We start from the raw sequence: 14903 nt of genomic DNA on the forward strand, positions 1-14903 counted from the left end.
ACGAAAGACATGCCCGGCATGACGCTGTACGACAAACTGGTGGCCAGCCATGAAGTGGCCCGCATCGACGACGAGCACATCCTGCTGTACGTCGACCTGCACATCATGAACGAATACACCAGCCCGCAAGCCTTTAGCGGCCTGGCCGCACGCGGCCGGGACGTGCTGCGTCCCGGCCAGCAGATGGCGGTGGTGGACCACATCATCCCCACGCACCCGGTGCCGGCGGCGTTGCGCGTGATCCCCGACGACGCCTCGTCGCGCCAGGCGCTGAACCTGAAGCGCAATTGCGACGAACAGCACATCGCGCTCTTCGACACCACCGACCCGCTGCAGGGCATCGAACACGTGATTGCGCCCGAGCACGGCATGATCCTGCCCGGCATGGTGGTGCTCTGCGGCGACAGCCACACCACCACCTATGGCGCCTTGGGCGCCTTGGGCTTTGGCATTGGCACGTCGGAAGTCGAGCACATCCTGGCCACGCAGACGCTGGTCTACCGCGTCGCGCGCAACATGCGCATCCGTGTCGACGGTGTACTGGGCGCGGGCGTTTCGGCCAAGGACCTGGTCATTTACGTGGTCCACCGCATCGGCGCCCAAGGCGCGCGCGGCCACGCGGTGGAGTTCTGCGGCACGGCGATCGACGCTTTGACGGCCGAGGCCCGCATGACTTTGTGCAACATGACGGTAGAGGCCGGCGCGCGCGCCGCGCTGATCGCCCCGGACGCCGTGACCGACGCGTACGTCACCGCCCACGCGCCGCAACTGCGCGGCGAAACGCTAGCCGCCGCGCGCACCTATTGGTCCACGCTGCGCAGCGACGACGACGCCGCCTTCCACGTGGAGCACGCGTTTGACGCTGCCGACATCGCGCCGTTCGTCACCTGGGGCACCAGCCCCGACCAGGCCATGCCGGTGACCGGCCGCGTGCCGGATCCGCAGGCCGAGCCCGACACGCTGGCCCGGCTGGCGCTGGAAAAGGCCATGGACTACATCGGCCTGGCGCCGGGCATGCCGATTGCCGGCGTGCCGATCGACCGCGTGTTCATCGGCTCGTGCACCAACGGCCGCATCGAAGACCTCCGCGTGGTCGCCGCGATGGTGCGTGGCCGGAAGGTCGCCGCCGGCGTGCGCGCGATGGTCGTGCCGGGTTCGGGCGCCGTGCGCGCGCAGGCGGAAGCCGAAGGACTGGCCGCGCAGTTGATCGACGCCGGCTTCGAATGGCGCCAGCCGGGCTGTTCGATGTGCCTGGCCATGAACGACGACGTGCTGCGCCCCGGCGAGCGCTGCGCCTCCACCACCAACCGGAATTTCGAAGGGCGCCAGGGGCGGGCAGGGCGCACGCACCTGATGAGTCCGGCCATGGCGGCGGCAGCCGCGCTGGCCGGCCGTATTGTTGACGCCCGCGACTGGGAGCAAGCCAAATGAATCCGTTGATCGAAGGCATCGCCGCGCCGTTGCCGTTCTCCAATCTGGATACCGACCAGATCATGCCCAAGCAGTTCCTTCGCATCATCGACAAGGCGGGGCTGGACCGCGGCCTGTTGTATGACCTGCGCTTTGACGAGCATGGTGCGCCCCGTCCCGGCTTCGTGCTGAACCAGCAGGCCTACACGGGCGCGTCCGTGTTGGTGGCCGGCCCGAACTTCGGTTGCGGGTCCAGCCGTGAACATGCGGTGTGGGGCCTGCAGCAGTTCGGCATCCGCGCCGTGATCGCGCCGAGCTTTGGCGAGATCTTCTACTTCAATGCCGTCAACAACGGCCTGCTGCTGGTCAGCCTGCCGCCGGCCGAGGTCGACGCCTTGCTCGCACGGGTGTCCAATACGGATCTGGCCGGCGGCAACCGCGTGGCTGTCGATGTGATGGCAGGCCAGGTCCGCGTCGCCGACGGCTGGACGGCGAACTTCACCTTGCCCGAACGGCATCGCCGCATGTTCGCGCAAGGCCAGGACATGGTGGGTGCGTCGCTGGCCCAGTTGCCCGAGGTGGAACGCTTTGAAGCCGCCCACTGGGCGCGCCATCCCTGGATGAAGGACGTGGCGCGCACGGTGCGCGACCGCCTGGACGCCGGGCACGAGTAAACGCAACAGGAGGCAGTACCCATGACCGCATTCTTCGACTTGCCCGTGCGCCGCATCCAGGGCGATGGCATTGAAATCGCCGCGCGCATCGACGGGTCGGGGCCGCCGCTGCTGTTGCTGCACGGCCATCCGCAGACGCATGCCATCTGGCACCGCGTATGGCCCGAACTGACGCGGCACCGCACGTGCGTGGCCGCGGACCTGCGCGGCTACGGCGATAGCGGCAAGCCCGCAGCCACGGCGGCCCACTCCGCCCATTCCAAGCGCCAGATGGCGGCCGACATGATCGCGGTGATGCGCGCGCTGGGCCATGAGCGTTTCGAGGTGCTGGCGCACGACCGTGGCGCCCGCGTGGCGCACCGGCTGGCGCTGGACCATGCCGACGCCGTGTCCCGCATGATGCTGCTGGACATCGCGCCCACGCTGGACATGTACGAGGGCACGACGCGGGCGTTCGCCCAGGCGTACTACCACTGGTTCTGGCTGATCCAGCCCGCGCCCGGCCCCGAAACCATGATCGAGCACGACCCCGTGTTCTACCTGCGCTCGGTGATGGGCGGCCGGCCGGGCGGGCTGGTGCATTTTTCCGACGAAGCCATGGCGGAATATGAACGCGCGGCCCGGCAGCCGGGCTGGGCCACCGGCATCTGCGAGGACTACCGCGCCTCGGCCACGCTGGACCTGGATCACGATCGCGCGGGCCGCGCCGCTGGCGAGCGCCTGCGCATGCCGGTGCGGGCGCTGTGGGGCGAGCGCGGCGCGGTGGGCAAGAATTTCGACGTGCTGGCGCTGTGGCGCGCCGTGGCCGACGAAGTCTCGGGCGCGCCGTTGCCCGGGGCGCACTACCTGGCCGAAGAGACCCCCGACGCGCTGCTGGCCGAGGCCGGCGCGTTCTTCGGATGGCGGTAGCGGGCGGCTGTCAATCAAGCCACGGCGGGCGATAGGGCTATCCAAAAGGGGACACACCCCTGGTGTTAACCTTCGCCCCATGAATCGTTACTTCGCCGATCTTTCCGAATTGCCCGAGCCTGAAGACGCCCAACGCGTCTTCAAGGCGACCGACTCCCCCTGCGTGGCCGTGTGCTCGACCCTGTTCGACGATATCTGCCGCGGTTGCGGCCGTACGGCCATGGAAGTCGCCAATTGGGTGTTCATGACGGAAGAGGAAAAGCGCGAAGTCTGGATCCGCATCAAGGCGCAAGGGTATCCCCGGCGCAACAACTGAGCGCGGGCGGCGGCCTGGATTTTCCGGCCGTCTTGGGCATGTCATATCACGCGGGCTAAATCGCGTTATCGCCCACTTCCGGCCCTATCATGCGCATCGTCCTGGTTACGGATGCCTGGCATCCGCAAGTCAACGGCGTCGTCCGCACCTGGACGACCATGCAGCAGATCCTGAGTGAATGGGGCCACGAGCTGATCGTGGTGAACCCGCAGGGCAGCCGGACCGTTCCGGCCCCGTCCGAGCCGGACCTGCGGCTATGCCTGCAGCCGGGGCGCCAGTTGCGGCGCATCCTGGGCGACACCATTCCCGACGCGCTGCACATTGCCACCGAAGGCCCGCTGGGCCTGGCCGCGCGCCGGATGGCGCTGGCCCGGGGCTGGCAATTCACCACCTCGTTCCATACGATGTTCCCCGATTACCTGCAAGCGCGCATGGGCATCCCCGCGGCTTTGCCGTGGCGCTATCTGCGGTGGTTCCACCGGCCCTCGCAATGCGTGCTGGTACCGACCCCCACGGTGCGCGACATCCTGGTGCAGCGCGGGCTGGCGAACCTGCGGGTCTGGTCGCGCGGCGTAGACCCGCGCAAATTCCAGCCGGCCGACAGCGCAGCGTTCGCGCACCTGCCGCGGCCGGTCTACCTGAGCGTGGGCCGCGTCGCGCGGGAAAAGAACCTGGATGCCTTCCTCTCGCTTGAGCTTGCGGGCAGCAAGGTGGTGGTGGGCGCAGGCCCGGACGAGGCGCGGCTGAAAAAGAAATTCCCCGGCGCGGTGTTCCTGGGCATGCAGCAGGACGATGCGCTGCCAGGGTTCTACGCTGCCGCCGACGTCTTCGTGTTCCCCAGCCTGACCGACACGTTCGGCCTCGTGATGCTGGAGGCGATGGCCTGCGGCACCCCCGTGGCGGCGTTCCGCAGCGAGGCGCCGCTGGCGGTCGTGATCCAGGGCGTCACCGGTTGCCTGGACGATGACCTGGCCCACGCCTGCCGCGCCGCACTGCCGCTGGACCGCCACGCGGTGCGGGCGCACGCGTTGACCCGCAGCTGGGATTCGGTGGCGTCGGACCTGCTGGATTCCCTGGTGCCGCTCGTGGCGGGCGCGCCGTCGCGGCCGTCGCTGGCTCGCGCCGGGTGAGGGTTGGGGAAATTTTTGGGGGACGGGTTTCCGCACCGCACCCCAAACCGGTACAATCCTTCGCAATCCTGAGGAGCGTTGCGACGACCCTGCGGTTCCCGCCGTGCTGTGATCCAAAACAGCCACGCCACGCGGAACCCGGCTCGCCAGGCTCAGGAATCCTTGTTCAAGCGCCGCGCCCTGCGCGTCGCTACAGCAACGGCGCTCACCTTTGTCGCATATGGCGGGAAAGGCGAGCACTCGACTGTCGTGGTGTATTCGCGTTGTCCGGCCATATCGTGCGCCGTTCGATATTCACGTGGAGCCTACACACACCATGAACGCTGTGACTGATAAATCCTTCTCCGATTACCTGGTTGCCGACCTGTCGCTGGCAGGCTGGGGCCGTCGCGAACTGGCCATCGCCGAAACCGAAATGCCCGGCCTGATGGCCATCCGCGAGGAATTCGCCGCTGCGCAGCCGCTCAAGGGCGCGCGTATCGCCGGCAGCCTGCACATGACCATCCAGACCGGCGTGCTGATCGAAACGCTGGTTGCCCTGGGTGCCGAAGTGCGCTGGGCCTCGTGCAACATCTTCTCCACGCAAGACCACGCCGCCGCCGCGATCGCCGCGTCCGGCACGCCGGTCTTCGCCGTAAAGGGCGAAACGCTGGAAGAGTACTGGCAGTACACCCACAAGATCTTCGAATGGCCCAACGGCCAGAACGCCAACATGATCCTCGACGACGGCGGCGACGCCACGTTGATGCTGCACTTGGGCACCAAGGCCGAGAAGGATCTCTCGGTGCTGGCCAACCCGGGCAGCGACGAAGAGCGCATCCTGTTCGCCGCCATCAAGGAAACGCTCAAGCGTGATCCCAAGTGGTATTCGACCCGCCTCGCGCTGATCAAAGGCGTGACGGAAGAAACCACGACCGGCGTGCACCGCCTGTACCAGATGTCGCAAAAGGGCGAGCTGGCCTTTGCCGCCATCAACGTCAACGACTCGGTCACCAAGTCCAAGTTCGACAACCTGTACGGCTGCCGCGAATCGCTGGTGGACGGCATCAAGCGCGCCACCGACGTCATGGTCGCCGGCAAGATCGCCGTCGTGGCCGGCTACGGCGACGTGGGCAAGGGCTGCGCCCAGGCGCTGGTCGCGCTGCGCGCGCAAGTCTGGGTCACCGAAGTCGACCCGATCTGCGCCCTGCAGGCCGCGATGGAAGGCTTCAAGGTCGTGACGATGGAAGATGCTGCCGCCCACGGCGACATCTTCGTTACCGCCACCGGCAACTACCACGTCATCACGCGTGAGCACATGAACGCCATGAAGGACCAGGCGATCGTCTGCAACATCGGCCACTTCGACAACGAAATCGACGTCGCCGGCCTGGCCGACTGCCAGTGGGAAGAGATCAAGCCGCAAGTCGACCACGTGATCTTCCCGGACGGCAAGCGCATCATCCTGCTGGCCCAAGGCCGCCTGGTGAACCTGGGTTGCGCCACCGGCCACCCCTCGTTCGTGATGTCGTCGTCGTTCGCCAATCAGACCATCGCCCAGATCGAGCTGTTCACGCGCAACGAAGCGTACAAGTCCGGCGAAGTCTACGTGCTGCCCAAGCACCTGGACGAGAAGGTCGCCCGCCTGCACCTGAAAAAGCTGGGTGTGAAGCTGACGACGCTGCGCCAGGATCAGGCCGACTACATCAACGTGCCGGTGGAAGGCCCCTTCAAGCCTAACCACTACCGCTATTGATGCATGTAGCAAAATAGGAAGGTGCCGCGCCATGTTGGCGCGGGCTTTCCGAACCGCGGAGCTCCCCCGGGCTCGCCTGGCGATCAAGGGGCCGCGGAGCGTTAATACAGGAGAACGAACATGGTGACTTTGATACTCGTCTGGATCCTGAATGCAGTGGCCTTGCTGGCCGTTGCCTACCTGTTGCCCGGCATCGCCGTGGCCAGCTTCGGATCTGCGCTGATCGCCGCGCTGGTGCTGGGCCTGGTGAACATGCTGGTCAAACCGGTGCTTGTGCTGCTGACGCTGCCCATCACGATCGTCACCCTCGGGCTCTTTCTCATCGTCATCAACGCCTTGTTGTTCTGGTTCGTCGGCTCCGTGCTGAAGGGCTTCCAGGTCAACGGGTTCTGGTGGGCCGTGGGCGGTGCGATTCTGTACAGCATCATCTCTGGTCTGCTTACCAAACTGATCCCCTAATGTCCGACTCGACTTCTCCCGCCTTCAGTCTGGAATTCTTTCCCCCGCGCGATCTGGCCGGTCAGGAACGGCTGGTCCGCGCGGCCAAGCAGATGCTGGCGATCCAGCCCAAGTACGTCAGCGTGACCTTCGGCGCGGGCGGTTCCACACGCGCCGGCACGGCAGACGCCGTGCGCACGCTGCGCAACCTGGGTTGCGATGCCGCGCCTCACTTGTCGTGCGTGGGCGCCACGCGCCAGGATCTGCGGGACATCCTCCAGGCCTACAAGCATGAAGGCGTGCGGCGCGTGGTCGCCCTGCGCGGCGACCTGCCTTCGGGCATGGGCGGCGATGCGGGCGAATTGCGCTACGCCAACGAACTGGTCTCGTTCATCCGTGAAGAGACCGGCGACTGGTTCCACATCGAAGTGGCGGCCTATCCCGAAATGCATCCGCAGGCGTCCAATCCGTCGGCCGACCTGGACCATTTCGTGGCCAAGGTGAAGGCCGGCGCCGACGCGGCCATCACGCAGTACTTCTTCAACGCCGATGCCTACTTCGACTTCGTCGACCGGGCCCAGGCCAAGGGCGTGCGAGTACCGATCGTGCCGGGCATCATGCCCATCACGAACCACACGCAGCTGCTGCGCTTTTCCGAAATGTGCGGCGCGGAAGTGCCGCGCTGGATCCGGCTGCGCCTGGCAGAGTTCGGCGACGACAAGGCTTCCATCCGCGCCTTCGGCGTGGACGTCGTCACCGAGCTGTGCCAGACCCTGCTGGACAACGGTGCGCCGGGCCTGCACTTCTACACCTTGAACCACGCGGAAGCTCCGCTGGCGGTGTGGAAGGAGCTGTCGCTGTAGTCGTTGCGTCGCGTACGCGATGGGAAAGGCCGGCAGAAATGCCGGCCTTTTTTTCATGCTTGAAGCGGGCGGGGGCCCAGGTTCAATCCGCGTACACGCCCACCTTCCTGATGATGCCGCCCCATTTGTCGACTTCGGACTGCAGCCAGGTCTGCAGGCCTTCCGGCGTCTGCTTGGATTCGGGCACGATCTCGGCGCCCAGCTCGGCCATCTTCTGCGAGAAGGCCGGATCCTTGAGCGCCGTGCGCAGTGCCGTGTTGAACTTCGCGATGGCCTCGGGCGGCGTACCCTTGGGCGCATAGACGCCATGCCACACCTTGACCTCGAAGCCCTTCAAGCCGCCTTCCTGCAGGGTCGGCGAATCCGGCAGCGCCTTGATGCGATCCAGCGTCGTGACGCCATACAGCTTCACGCGTTCCGCCTTGATCTGCGGGATGGTCTGCGTGGTCTGGTCGCACAGCACGTCGACCTGGCCGCCCAGCAGGGCGGTCATCGCCGGGGCCGTACCGGCGTAGGGCACGGTCGTGAACTGCACCCCTAGCGACTCTTGCAGCAACATGCCGCACAGCTGCGACACGGCGCCCAGTCCGGCGTTGGCCAGGTTGACCTTATTGCCGTTCTCTTTGGCGTACTTGATGAAGCCCGCCATGCCGTCGGCGGGCAGGTCCTTGCGGCCCAGCAGCGTCATGGGCACGTCCGCCACCTGGCCGACATACGCAAAGTCCGTCAGCGGATTGAACGACAGCTTGCGGTACAGCGCCGGCGCCGTGGCCATGCCGTTGTGGTGGATCAGGAAGGTATAACCGTCAGGCGCCGCGCGCGCGACGTGCTGGGATGCCAACGTGCCGCCCGCGCCCGTCCGGTTTTCAATGATGATGCTTTGGCCCAGCGTCTTGGCCATGGAGGCGCCCAGGCTGCGCGCGACCACGTCCGTCGGGCCGCCCGCCGCGAACGGCACGACAAGCGAAATGGGATGGTTCGGATACGCGCCTTGCGCGCTGGCGGAACCCCAGGCAAGGCAGGACAGGGCCAGCATGGGCCAGGCGGCACGCGTCGCCGCGCGCGCGAAAATTGGGGGCATGTCTCGCTCCTTGTGGTTTTCTCGGACCCGCGAACGCATCGCGGACCACAGCCAGTGTGGCGTGTCATGCCAAGGATGAGAATTTGCCGTTTCACAAGCCGGGCTTCGGCAGCGGGAAAGGCGGGTTTACGCGATACCCCGCGCATCCAGCCCGCTATACGGCAATGCAGCGGCCTTCATGCGATCATGGAAATAATGATGGAAAATTTCCCAATCGTCATATTGGCTCGATTCCACTTGATAGGCGCATAGCCTGCCGATAAGGCCACATATCCAGTCTGCGCATTGAAGTGTCTGGAATAGGTGGCTTTCACCTTGAAGCGGCGGTTCGACCAGTGCTCTGCACCGGTCTGTTTCGGCGGCGAACATTGCGAGCGTGCAGGCCTCCACATTCGTTTCTCGCCAGACGCTGCCGGCTTGCTGTTCATCGAGCAACACCATGAACGTGGCGTCTCGCGCAGCACAAAACTGGTCTGCCTGACGGACGAGTTGCAGCAGATGATGCATGAAGACCTTTGCGGGCTCGTGGGCTGCGGTGTCGGTCGTTTTGTGCTCGCCGCCATAGATCACATGGCCACCGAACTGCCTTAGCTGATTGAGCAAACGTGCGGTGCCAGTCCTCAGCTCTCGATACTTCTCCACATTCTTGACGGTGTAGAGTTGTGCTCCCTTTTTCTCCCATCGATACGCAGGTTGATCCTGTCGCTCAAGCTCAAACTTCAAAAGTCGGCATTTCAGCTTGTAGAAGTAGATGGCAAAGTCACGTACTGCAGCAACGGGTAAAAGCAGTCCCCCAAATCCAAAAACGGGGCTGGTTCTGTGTCGTTCGTGGTCACGGGAGACGAAGGGGCCGATATGACCGAATTCGTCCAGATACACGACATAATGCATGGCGAAATCCTCTGCGCGGCATGCTTGGCGCATGCGATTGGACGCAGTGTAGGACGTGGAAAATCGGGAGGTTTGCGCCAGCGCGCGGAAATGTCACCATTGCTCTTCCCATGCGGGCGCATTCTGTCGAGCAAAGACACGAAAGCCCGCGACAATTGCTTGCGCGGGCCTCGGAAGGTGGGCACATGACGAGCATATGCGTTGAGAAGACTTTAGGTGAATCCGGGGCTTAGGTGCAAGCGGTAAGGTCGCAGAATTGCCCATGCAGCAGTCAACATCGTCGTTATCAGACCGAATCCGAACCCAGCGTATCCGGCAGTAGCCGAAAGCGGTCGACGTCGGTCCGGCCTTAATTCGCCTGATCCTTGCCCGGATCCTCAGCCAGCACCTGCGGGGTCGGGTAGCTGGGCTGCGGGGCGTTCACGGGTTCGATGCGCAGCGGCTGGTGGACGCGGCTGGGCGGCACGAGCGAACCGGGGTCATCCGGGTTGGTCCACAGCGGGTCCGGGATTTCGGCGAAGACCTGGCGCAGGCGTTCGCCCCAGGTGCCGCGGATCATGCGGAAGTACTCGTTGTGCTCGTCGATGCTGGCGAAGTGCGTGACGCGCAGCGCGTTCGTGTCGTAGACCAACAGGTCCAGCGGCAGGCCCACCGAAATGTTCGAGCGCAGCGTGGAGTCCATTGAGATCAGCGCGCACTTGGCGGCCTCGTCCAGCGAAGTGTCGGGACGGAGCACGCGGTCCAGGATGGGCTTGCCGTACTTGGCTTCGCCGATCTGGAAGTACGGGCATTCCTGGCCGGCTTCGATGAAGTTGCCGGCCGAATACACCTGGAACAGCCGGCAGCGCTCGGCGCCAATCTGTCCCCCGAAAATCATGCTGACGTTGAAGTCCACGCCTTGCTCGTGCAGGGCGGGGGCTTCGCGTTGATAGACCTCGCGCACGGCGGCGCCGACGCAGCGGGTGGCCTCGAACAGGTCGGCCGCGTTCCAGATGGTGTCGCCGCCTTCGTCGTGCTGGCGGGTCAGCACATGCAGCACGGCCTGGCTGACCGCCAGGTTGCCCGAGGTCATCAGGACCATGACGCGCTCGCCCGGGCGCTCGAAGACGGTCATCTTGCGAAAGACGCTGATCTGGTCGACGCCCGCGTTGGTGCGGGAATCAGACAGGAAAACCAAGCCGGCGTCGAGGCGGGCTGCTACGCAGTAAGTCATGATCGAAAATTTGAAAAAACCACGCCGCATTGTATTGCGGCGCGGGTGCGGCGGTTATTGCTGCCCGGAGGTCTGGACCTGCACGCTGATCTCCATGGATTCCTCGCCGCCGCCGCTGCGCACGCCGCGCACCGGCGAGGCCGAGTCATAGTCGCGCGCCACGGCCAGCCGGCAATGGCTGTCCGAGGCAAACTGGCGGTTGGTGATGTCGACGCTGGTCCAGCCGATGTCGGCCAGCCAGACATCGGCCCAGGCGTGGCTTGCCGAGTGTTCGGTCGTGGTGTGCACGTAGCCGCTGACGTAGCGGGCGGGCACGCCCAGGCCGCGCACGCAGGCCAGGAACAGGTGGGCATGGTCCTGGCAGACGCCATGGCCCATGGTCAGCACCTGGCTCGCCGCCGTGGTCACATCGGTCGTGCCCGGTTCGTAGGCCACGCGGTCACTGATGGCGTTGGCGAGCGCCAGGATGTCGTCTGGCGTCGTCAGCCCGCCGGGCAAGACCTCGCGTACGAAGGCCATGATCGTGTCGTCGGCCTGCGTCAGTGGCGTCTGCACGCAATAGGCATGCACGGGCAGGCGGCTGTCCTCGCCGCCTAGCAAGCCGCGCGCAAGCGGCGCGACCTGTACCTGCCCGACCACGCGCAGCTCGATGTCGGTATGCGGGTGGTTCAGCGTCAGCGTGTGCGTGATGTTGCCGTAGGCGTCCACCTGCTTTTCCAGCGCGCCGGGCGCTTCGATGTGCCAGCGCAGCACGCGCTGGTGCTCGTCGTCGCGCGGCGTCAGCCGCAGCGTCTGGATGCTGTAGGTGACCGGCGCGGTGTAGCGGTAATGGGTGACGTGGGTGATGAACTGTTTCATTGCTGTCTCCGTGTTATGCCGACAGCGGGACCAGGAAGTCCTGGCTGATCCGGTTGCCCAGGTCGTTGATGCGGTCCAGGAAGTGGTCCAGATACTGGTGCAGCCCGCTGTCGAGGATGTCCTCGACGCGGCCGTATTGCAGTTCGGCGCACAGCATGCCGGCGCGGCGTTGCGTTTCGGTCGAGCGCTGGTTGGAGACGCGCGCCAGATCGTCGGCCACCGCCCGCATCGACGCCAGCAGCGAACGCGGCATGTCGCCGTGCAGGATCAGCAGTTCGGCCACGCGGTCCGGCGTGATCACGTCGCGGTACACCTTGCGGTAGATCTCCAGCCCGGACACCGAACTCAGCAGGGCGGACCAGCGGTAGAACTCGCTTTGCAGCGCGGCGGTGCCGCTTGGTTCGGGGCGCGCCTCTTGCGTGCCGCTCTGCGACGCGCTCTGCGACCCGTTGCCGCCGCGTTCATGGAACTTCACGTCCAGCATGCGGGCGGTGTTGTCGGCGCGTTCCAGGTGCATGCCGATGCGCAGGAAGTACAGCGCTTCGTCCTCCAGCATCGTGCCGATAGTGACGCCGCGCGCCAGGTGCGAACGGAACTTCACCCATTCGAAGAATTCGCCCGGGTTGCGCTCCAGCAGGCCGGTGTGCAGGTGCTTGAGCAGTTCAAGCCAGGTGGTGTTGTAGGTCTCCCAGACTTCGGTCGTCAGGCTGCCGCGCACCGCGCGCGCATTCTCGCGGGCGGCACGCATGCACGAATAGATGGACGAGGGGTTTTCGGGGTCGCGCACCATGTACTGCAGCACGTCGTGCGGCGAGATGGCCGCGTACTTGCTTTGGTATAGGCCCTGCAGTTCAGAGATGCGCAGCACGCCCAGCCACGAGCCCTCGCGCGTCTGCGTGTCTTGCGGCAGCAGCGACATCTGCAGGTTCACGTCCAGCATGCGCGCGGTGTTCTCGGCGCGTTCGGTGTAGCGGCACATCCAGAACAGGTTGTCGGCGGTTCGGCTCAGCATGTTCAGTCCTCCAGAACCCAGGTGTCTTTGGTGCCGCCGCCCTGGCTGCTGTTGACCACTAGCGAGCCCTCGGTCAGCGCCACGCGGCACAGGCCGCCGGGCACGGTGCGGATGTCCTTGCCGCACAGCACGTAGGGACGCAGGTCCACGTGCCGCGGCGCAACGCCCGATTCCACATAGGTGGGGATGGTGGACAGCGCCAGCGTCGGCTGCGCGATGTAGTTGGCGGGGTTGGCGCGCACGCGGTCCTTGAACGCATCGACTTCGGCGCGTGTGGAGGAGGGGCCGACCAGCATGCCGTAGCCGCCCGCGCCGTGCACTTCCTTGACCACCAGGTCGTGCATGTTGGTCAGCACGTGGGACAGTTCGTCCGGCCGCCCGCAACGCCAGGTCGGCACGTTCGACAGGATGGGCTCTTCGCTGAGATAGAACCGGATCATGTCCGGCACGTAAAGGTAGGTGGACTTGTCGTCCGCGATGCCGGTGCCGATGGCGTTGGCAAGCGTCACGCGACCGGCGCGGTACACCGACAAGAGACCCGGCACGCCAAGCGCCGAATCCGCACGGAACGACAGGGGGTCGAGGAAGTCGTCGTCCAGCCGGCGGTAGATCACGTCCACTTTGCGCGGGCCTTGCGTGGTGCGCATGTAGACGGTGTTCTGCTCGACGAAGAGATCCTGGCCTTCGACCAGTTCCACGCCCATCTGCTGGGCCAGGAAGGCATGCTCGAAGTAGGCCGAGTTGTACATGCCGGGTGTCAGCACCACCACGGTGGGGTCGTCGCCGCCGTGCGGCGCGACCTCGCGCAGGTTGTCCAGCAGCAGGTCGGGATAGTGCGCCACCGGTTCGACCTTGATGCGGCTGAACGCGTCCGGCATCAAGCGCATCGACATCTTGCGGTTCTCAAGCATGTAGGACACGCCGGAGGGTACCCGCAGATTGTCTTCCAGCACGTAGAACTCGCCCGCGCCCGCGCGCACGATGTCCACGCCGGCGATGTGGCAGTAGATGTCTTCCGCCACGTCCACGTCCTGCATTTCCGGGCGGTACTGGGCGTTCAGGAACACCTGTTCGGCCGGCACGATGCCGGCGCGCACGATGTCGTGCCCATGGTAGATGTCATGGATGAACATGTTCAGCGCGCGCACGCGCTGCTTCAAGCCGGCTTCCAGATGACGCCATTCGTCGGCGGGGATGACCCGGGGGATCAGGTCGAAGGGAATCAGGCGTTCGGTGCCGGCGGCGTCGCCGGCGACCGAAAAGGTGATGCCGACGCGGCGGAAACTCAGGTCGGCTTCGAGCCGTCGCACGGCCATGGCTTCGGCCGATTGCTCTTGGTGCCAGCGCTCGAAGGCCTGGTATTGGGAGCGTATGCCGCCGGCGCTGTCGCGCATTTCGTCAAAAGCGGCTGGACGGGATGATCTGTCCTTCATGGCTCCTCCGATGCTGGGTGCTGCGGCCAGCCGGCACGCGGCGGCCTTGCACACGGTCATTACCCGGCCGATACGTGGCCAGTCCCAAAGAATAAGCAACCCGCATGCCAGCTTTTCGGGCAAGCCGGGGCCTTGGGCACAATATCCTCCCAAGGGCGCCGAAACGCCATCCCCCGCCGCGCGTAGAGCACCAGCGGTACTGTATGCACCGTATTGGTGCATGCCGCCGGGCCTATCTGGTGCGTCAGTTCATCCGGTACGTGTGTAGCGTGGTGCCGCTCGTGGCGCCTTGTTCCAGCGGCGCATGCGGCACCCAGCCGTCCTGCGTCAGCACGGCGTCCAGCGGGTAGTCGTGCGCGGCCGGGACATAGTCGGCGTCCAGTTCGCCGCAGCTCCAGGCGATGCCGATCGTGACGAACGGGTGGCCGCGTTCGCGCAGCGCCGCCAGGGTGCGGTCGTAATAGCCGCCGCCGTAACCCAGGCGGTCACCCTGATCCGTGTAACCGAGCGTCGGCACCAGGACCACGTCGGGCAGGACTTCGGCGCCAGCCACGGGTTCCTGGATGCCGTAGGGGCCGGCGCGCAGTTCCGCGTCAGGGGTCCAGGGAAGGAAGGCGAGGGGGGCGTTGCGTTCGCGCACCACGGGCAACGCCACCGCGACGCCGTTTTCCACCCATTGCGACAGCAGGGGGCGCAGGTCGGGCTCGTCCGCCATGGGCCAGAAAGCAGCCACGGTGGCAGGCGCCGGACGGCCGGCTCGGGCCGCTTCGTCGCGCGCCACATTCAGCCAGGTGAACAGACGCGCTCGCATCAGCAAACCGCCACGGCTGCGCTGGTCTTCGGGCATTTCGGCACGCAGTTTCCGCAATCGCGTGCGGTGCTGGACTGCGGTATCCTCTGGAGTATTTTGCGTAGTCATGCAGTGGCTGTGATGGGGGTG

At 65.6% G+C, this 14903-nt stretch carries 15 protein-coding genes and 1 riboswitch; of the genes, 8 read left to right on the forward strand and 7 right to left on the reverse strand.

Features of this window, described 5'->3' with window-relative positions; translation table 11 throughout:
- Positions 1-9 precede the first annotated feature (9 nt).
- From leuC to metF, 8 genes are all read left to right on the forward strand, one after another.
- Entirely contained in the window at positions 10-1431 is a 1422-nt protein-coding gene (leuC, locus tag CEY09_RS10955) for a 3-isopropylmalate dehydratase large subunit (RefSeq protein ID WP_088588647.1), read from the forward strand.
- The gene (leuD, locus tag CEY09_RS10960; RefSeq protein WP_088588648.1) at positions 1428-2084 is read left to right on the forward strand and encodes a 3-isopropylmalate dehydratase small subunit; all 657 of its coding nucleotides are present in this window, start codon (positions 1428-1430) and stop codon (positions 2082-2084) included. Before leuC ends, leuD begins: the two co-directional genes overlap by 4 nt.
- 21 nt (positions 2085-2105) lie before the next feature.
- A complete protein-coding gene (locus CEY09_RS10965) occupies positions 2106-2993 on the forward strand; it encodes an alpha/beta fold hydrolase (protein WP_088588649.1) in 888 nt (295 codons plus the stop codon).
- A 79-nt stretch (positions 2994-3072) separates the two neighbouring features.
- Positions 3073-3309 carry a DUF1289 domain-containing protein gene (locus CEY09_RS10970; protein WP_006224807.1) on the forward strand — a complete coding sequence of 79 codons (237 nt, stop codon included), beginning with the start codon at positions 3073-3075 and terminating at the stop codon, positions 3307-3309.
- An 89-nt stretch (positions 3310-3398) separates the two neighbouring features.
- A complete protein-coding gene (locus CEY09_RS10975; protein ID WP_088588650.1) occupies positions 3399-4439 on the forward strand; it encodes a glycosyltransferase family 4 protein in 1041 nt (346 codons plus the stop codon).
- A 64-nt stretch (positions 4440-4503) separates the two neighbouring features.
- A riboswitch (S-adenosyl-L-homocysteine riboswitch) is annotated at positions 4504-4653 on the forward strand.
- Between the two features lie 102 nt (positions 4654-4755).
- Positions 4756-6174 carry an adenosylhomocysteinase gene (ahcY, locus tag CEY09_RS10980; RefSeq protein WP_088588651.1) on the forward strand — a complete coding sequence of 473 codons (1419 nt, stop codon included), beginning with the start codon at positions 4756-4758 and terminating at the stop codon, positions 6172-6174.
- 123 nt (positions 6175-6297) lie between these two features.
- Complete coding sequence (locus tag CEY09_RS10985; protein WP_006224804.1) at positions 6298-6633, forward strand: phage holin family protein; 336 nt, start codon at positions 6298-6300, stop codon at positions 6631-6633.
- Entirely contained in the window at positions 6633-7475 is an 843-nt protein-coding gene (gene metF / locus CEY09_RS10990) for a methylenetetrahydrofolate reductase [NAD(P)H] (protein WP_088588652.1), read from the forward strand. The genes CEY09_RS10985 and metF overlap by 1 nt, the downstream gene beginning before the upstream one ends.
- Positions 7476-7557: 82 nt before the next feature.
- Here metF and CEY09_RS10995 read toward each other — a convergent pair whose 3' ends face one another.
- The 7 genes from CEY09_RS10995 to CEY09_RS11025 all read right to left on the reverse strand — a co-directional run bounded on the left by CEY09_RS10995 (position 7558) and on the right by CEY09_RS11025 (position 14882).
- Positions 7558-8556, reverse strand: a complete 999-nt coding sequence (locus CEY09_RS10995) for a tripartite tricarboxylate transporter substrate-binding protein (RefSeq protein WP_088588653.1) — start codon at positions 8554-8556, stop codon at positions 7558-7560.
- Between the two features lie 126 nt (positions 8557-8682).
- Positions 8683-9447, reverse strand: coding sequence for a DUF3800 domain-containing protein (locus CEY09_RS11000; RefSeq protein ID WP_088588654.1), 765 nt, complete (start codon positions 9445-9447; stop codon positions 8683-8685).
- 349 nt (positions 9448-9796) lie between these two features.
- The gene (locus tag CEY09_RS11005) at positions 9797-10660 is read right to left on the reverse strand and encodes a proteasome-type protease (protein WP_088588894.1); all 864 of its coding nucleotides are present in this window, start codon (positions 10658-10660) and stop codon (positions 9797-9799) included.
- Positions 10661-10714: 54 nt separating this feature from the next.
- A complete protein-coding gene (locus tag CEY09_RS11010; RefSeq protein WP_088588655.1) occupies positions 10715-11518 on the reverse strand; it encodes a transglutaminase family protein in 804 nt (267 codons plus the stop codon).
- Positions 11519-11531: 13 nt separating this feature from the next.
- Positions 11532-12530, reverse strand: a complete 999-nt coding sequence (locus CEY09_RS11015) for an alpha-E domain-containing protein (RefSeq protein WP_088588656.1) — start codon at positions 12528-12530, stop codon at positions 11532-11534.
- Between the two features lie 2 nt (positions 12531-12532).
- Complete coding sequence (locus CEY09_RS11020; RefSeq protein ID WP_088588657.1) at positions 12533-13963, reverse strand: circularly permuted type 2 ATP-grasp protein; 1431 nt, start codon at positions 13961-13963, stop codon at positions 12533-12535.
- 244 nt (positions 13964-14207) lie between these two features.
- Entirely contained in the window at positions 14208-14882 is a 675-nt protein-coding gene (locus CEY09_RS11025; protein WP_035213137.1) for a 5-formyltetrahydrofolate cyclo-ligase, read from the reverse strand.
- Positions 14883-14903 lie beyond the last annotated feature (21 nt).

It is taken from the genome of Achromobacter marplatensis, from assembly GCF_002209535.1.
Classification (GTDB): Bacteria; Pseudomonadota; Gammaproteobacteria; order Burkholderiales; family Burkholderiaceae_B; genus Achromobacter; species Achromobacter marplatensis.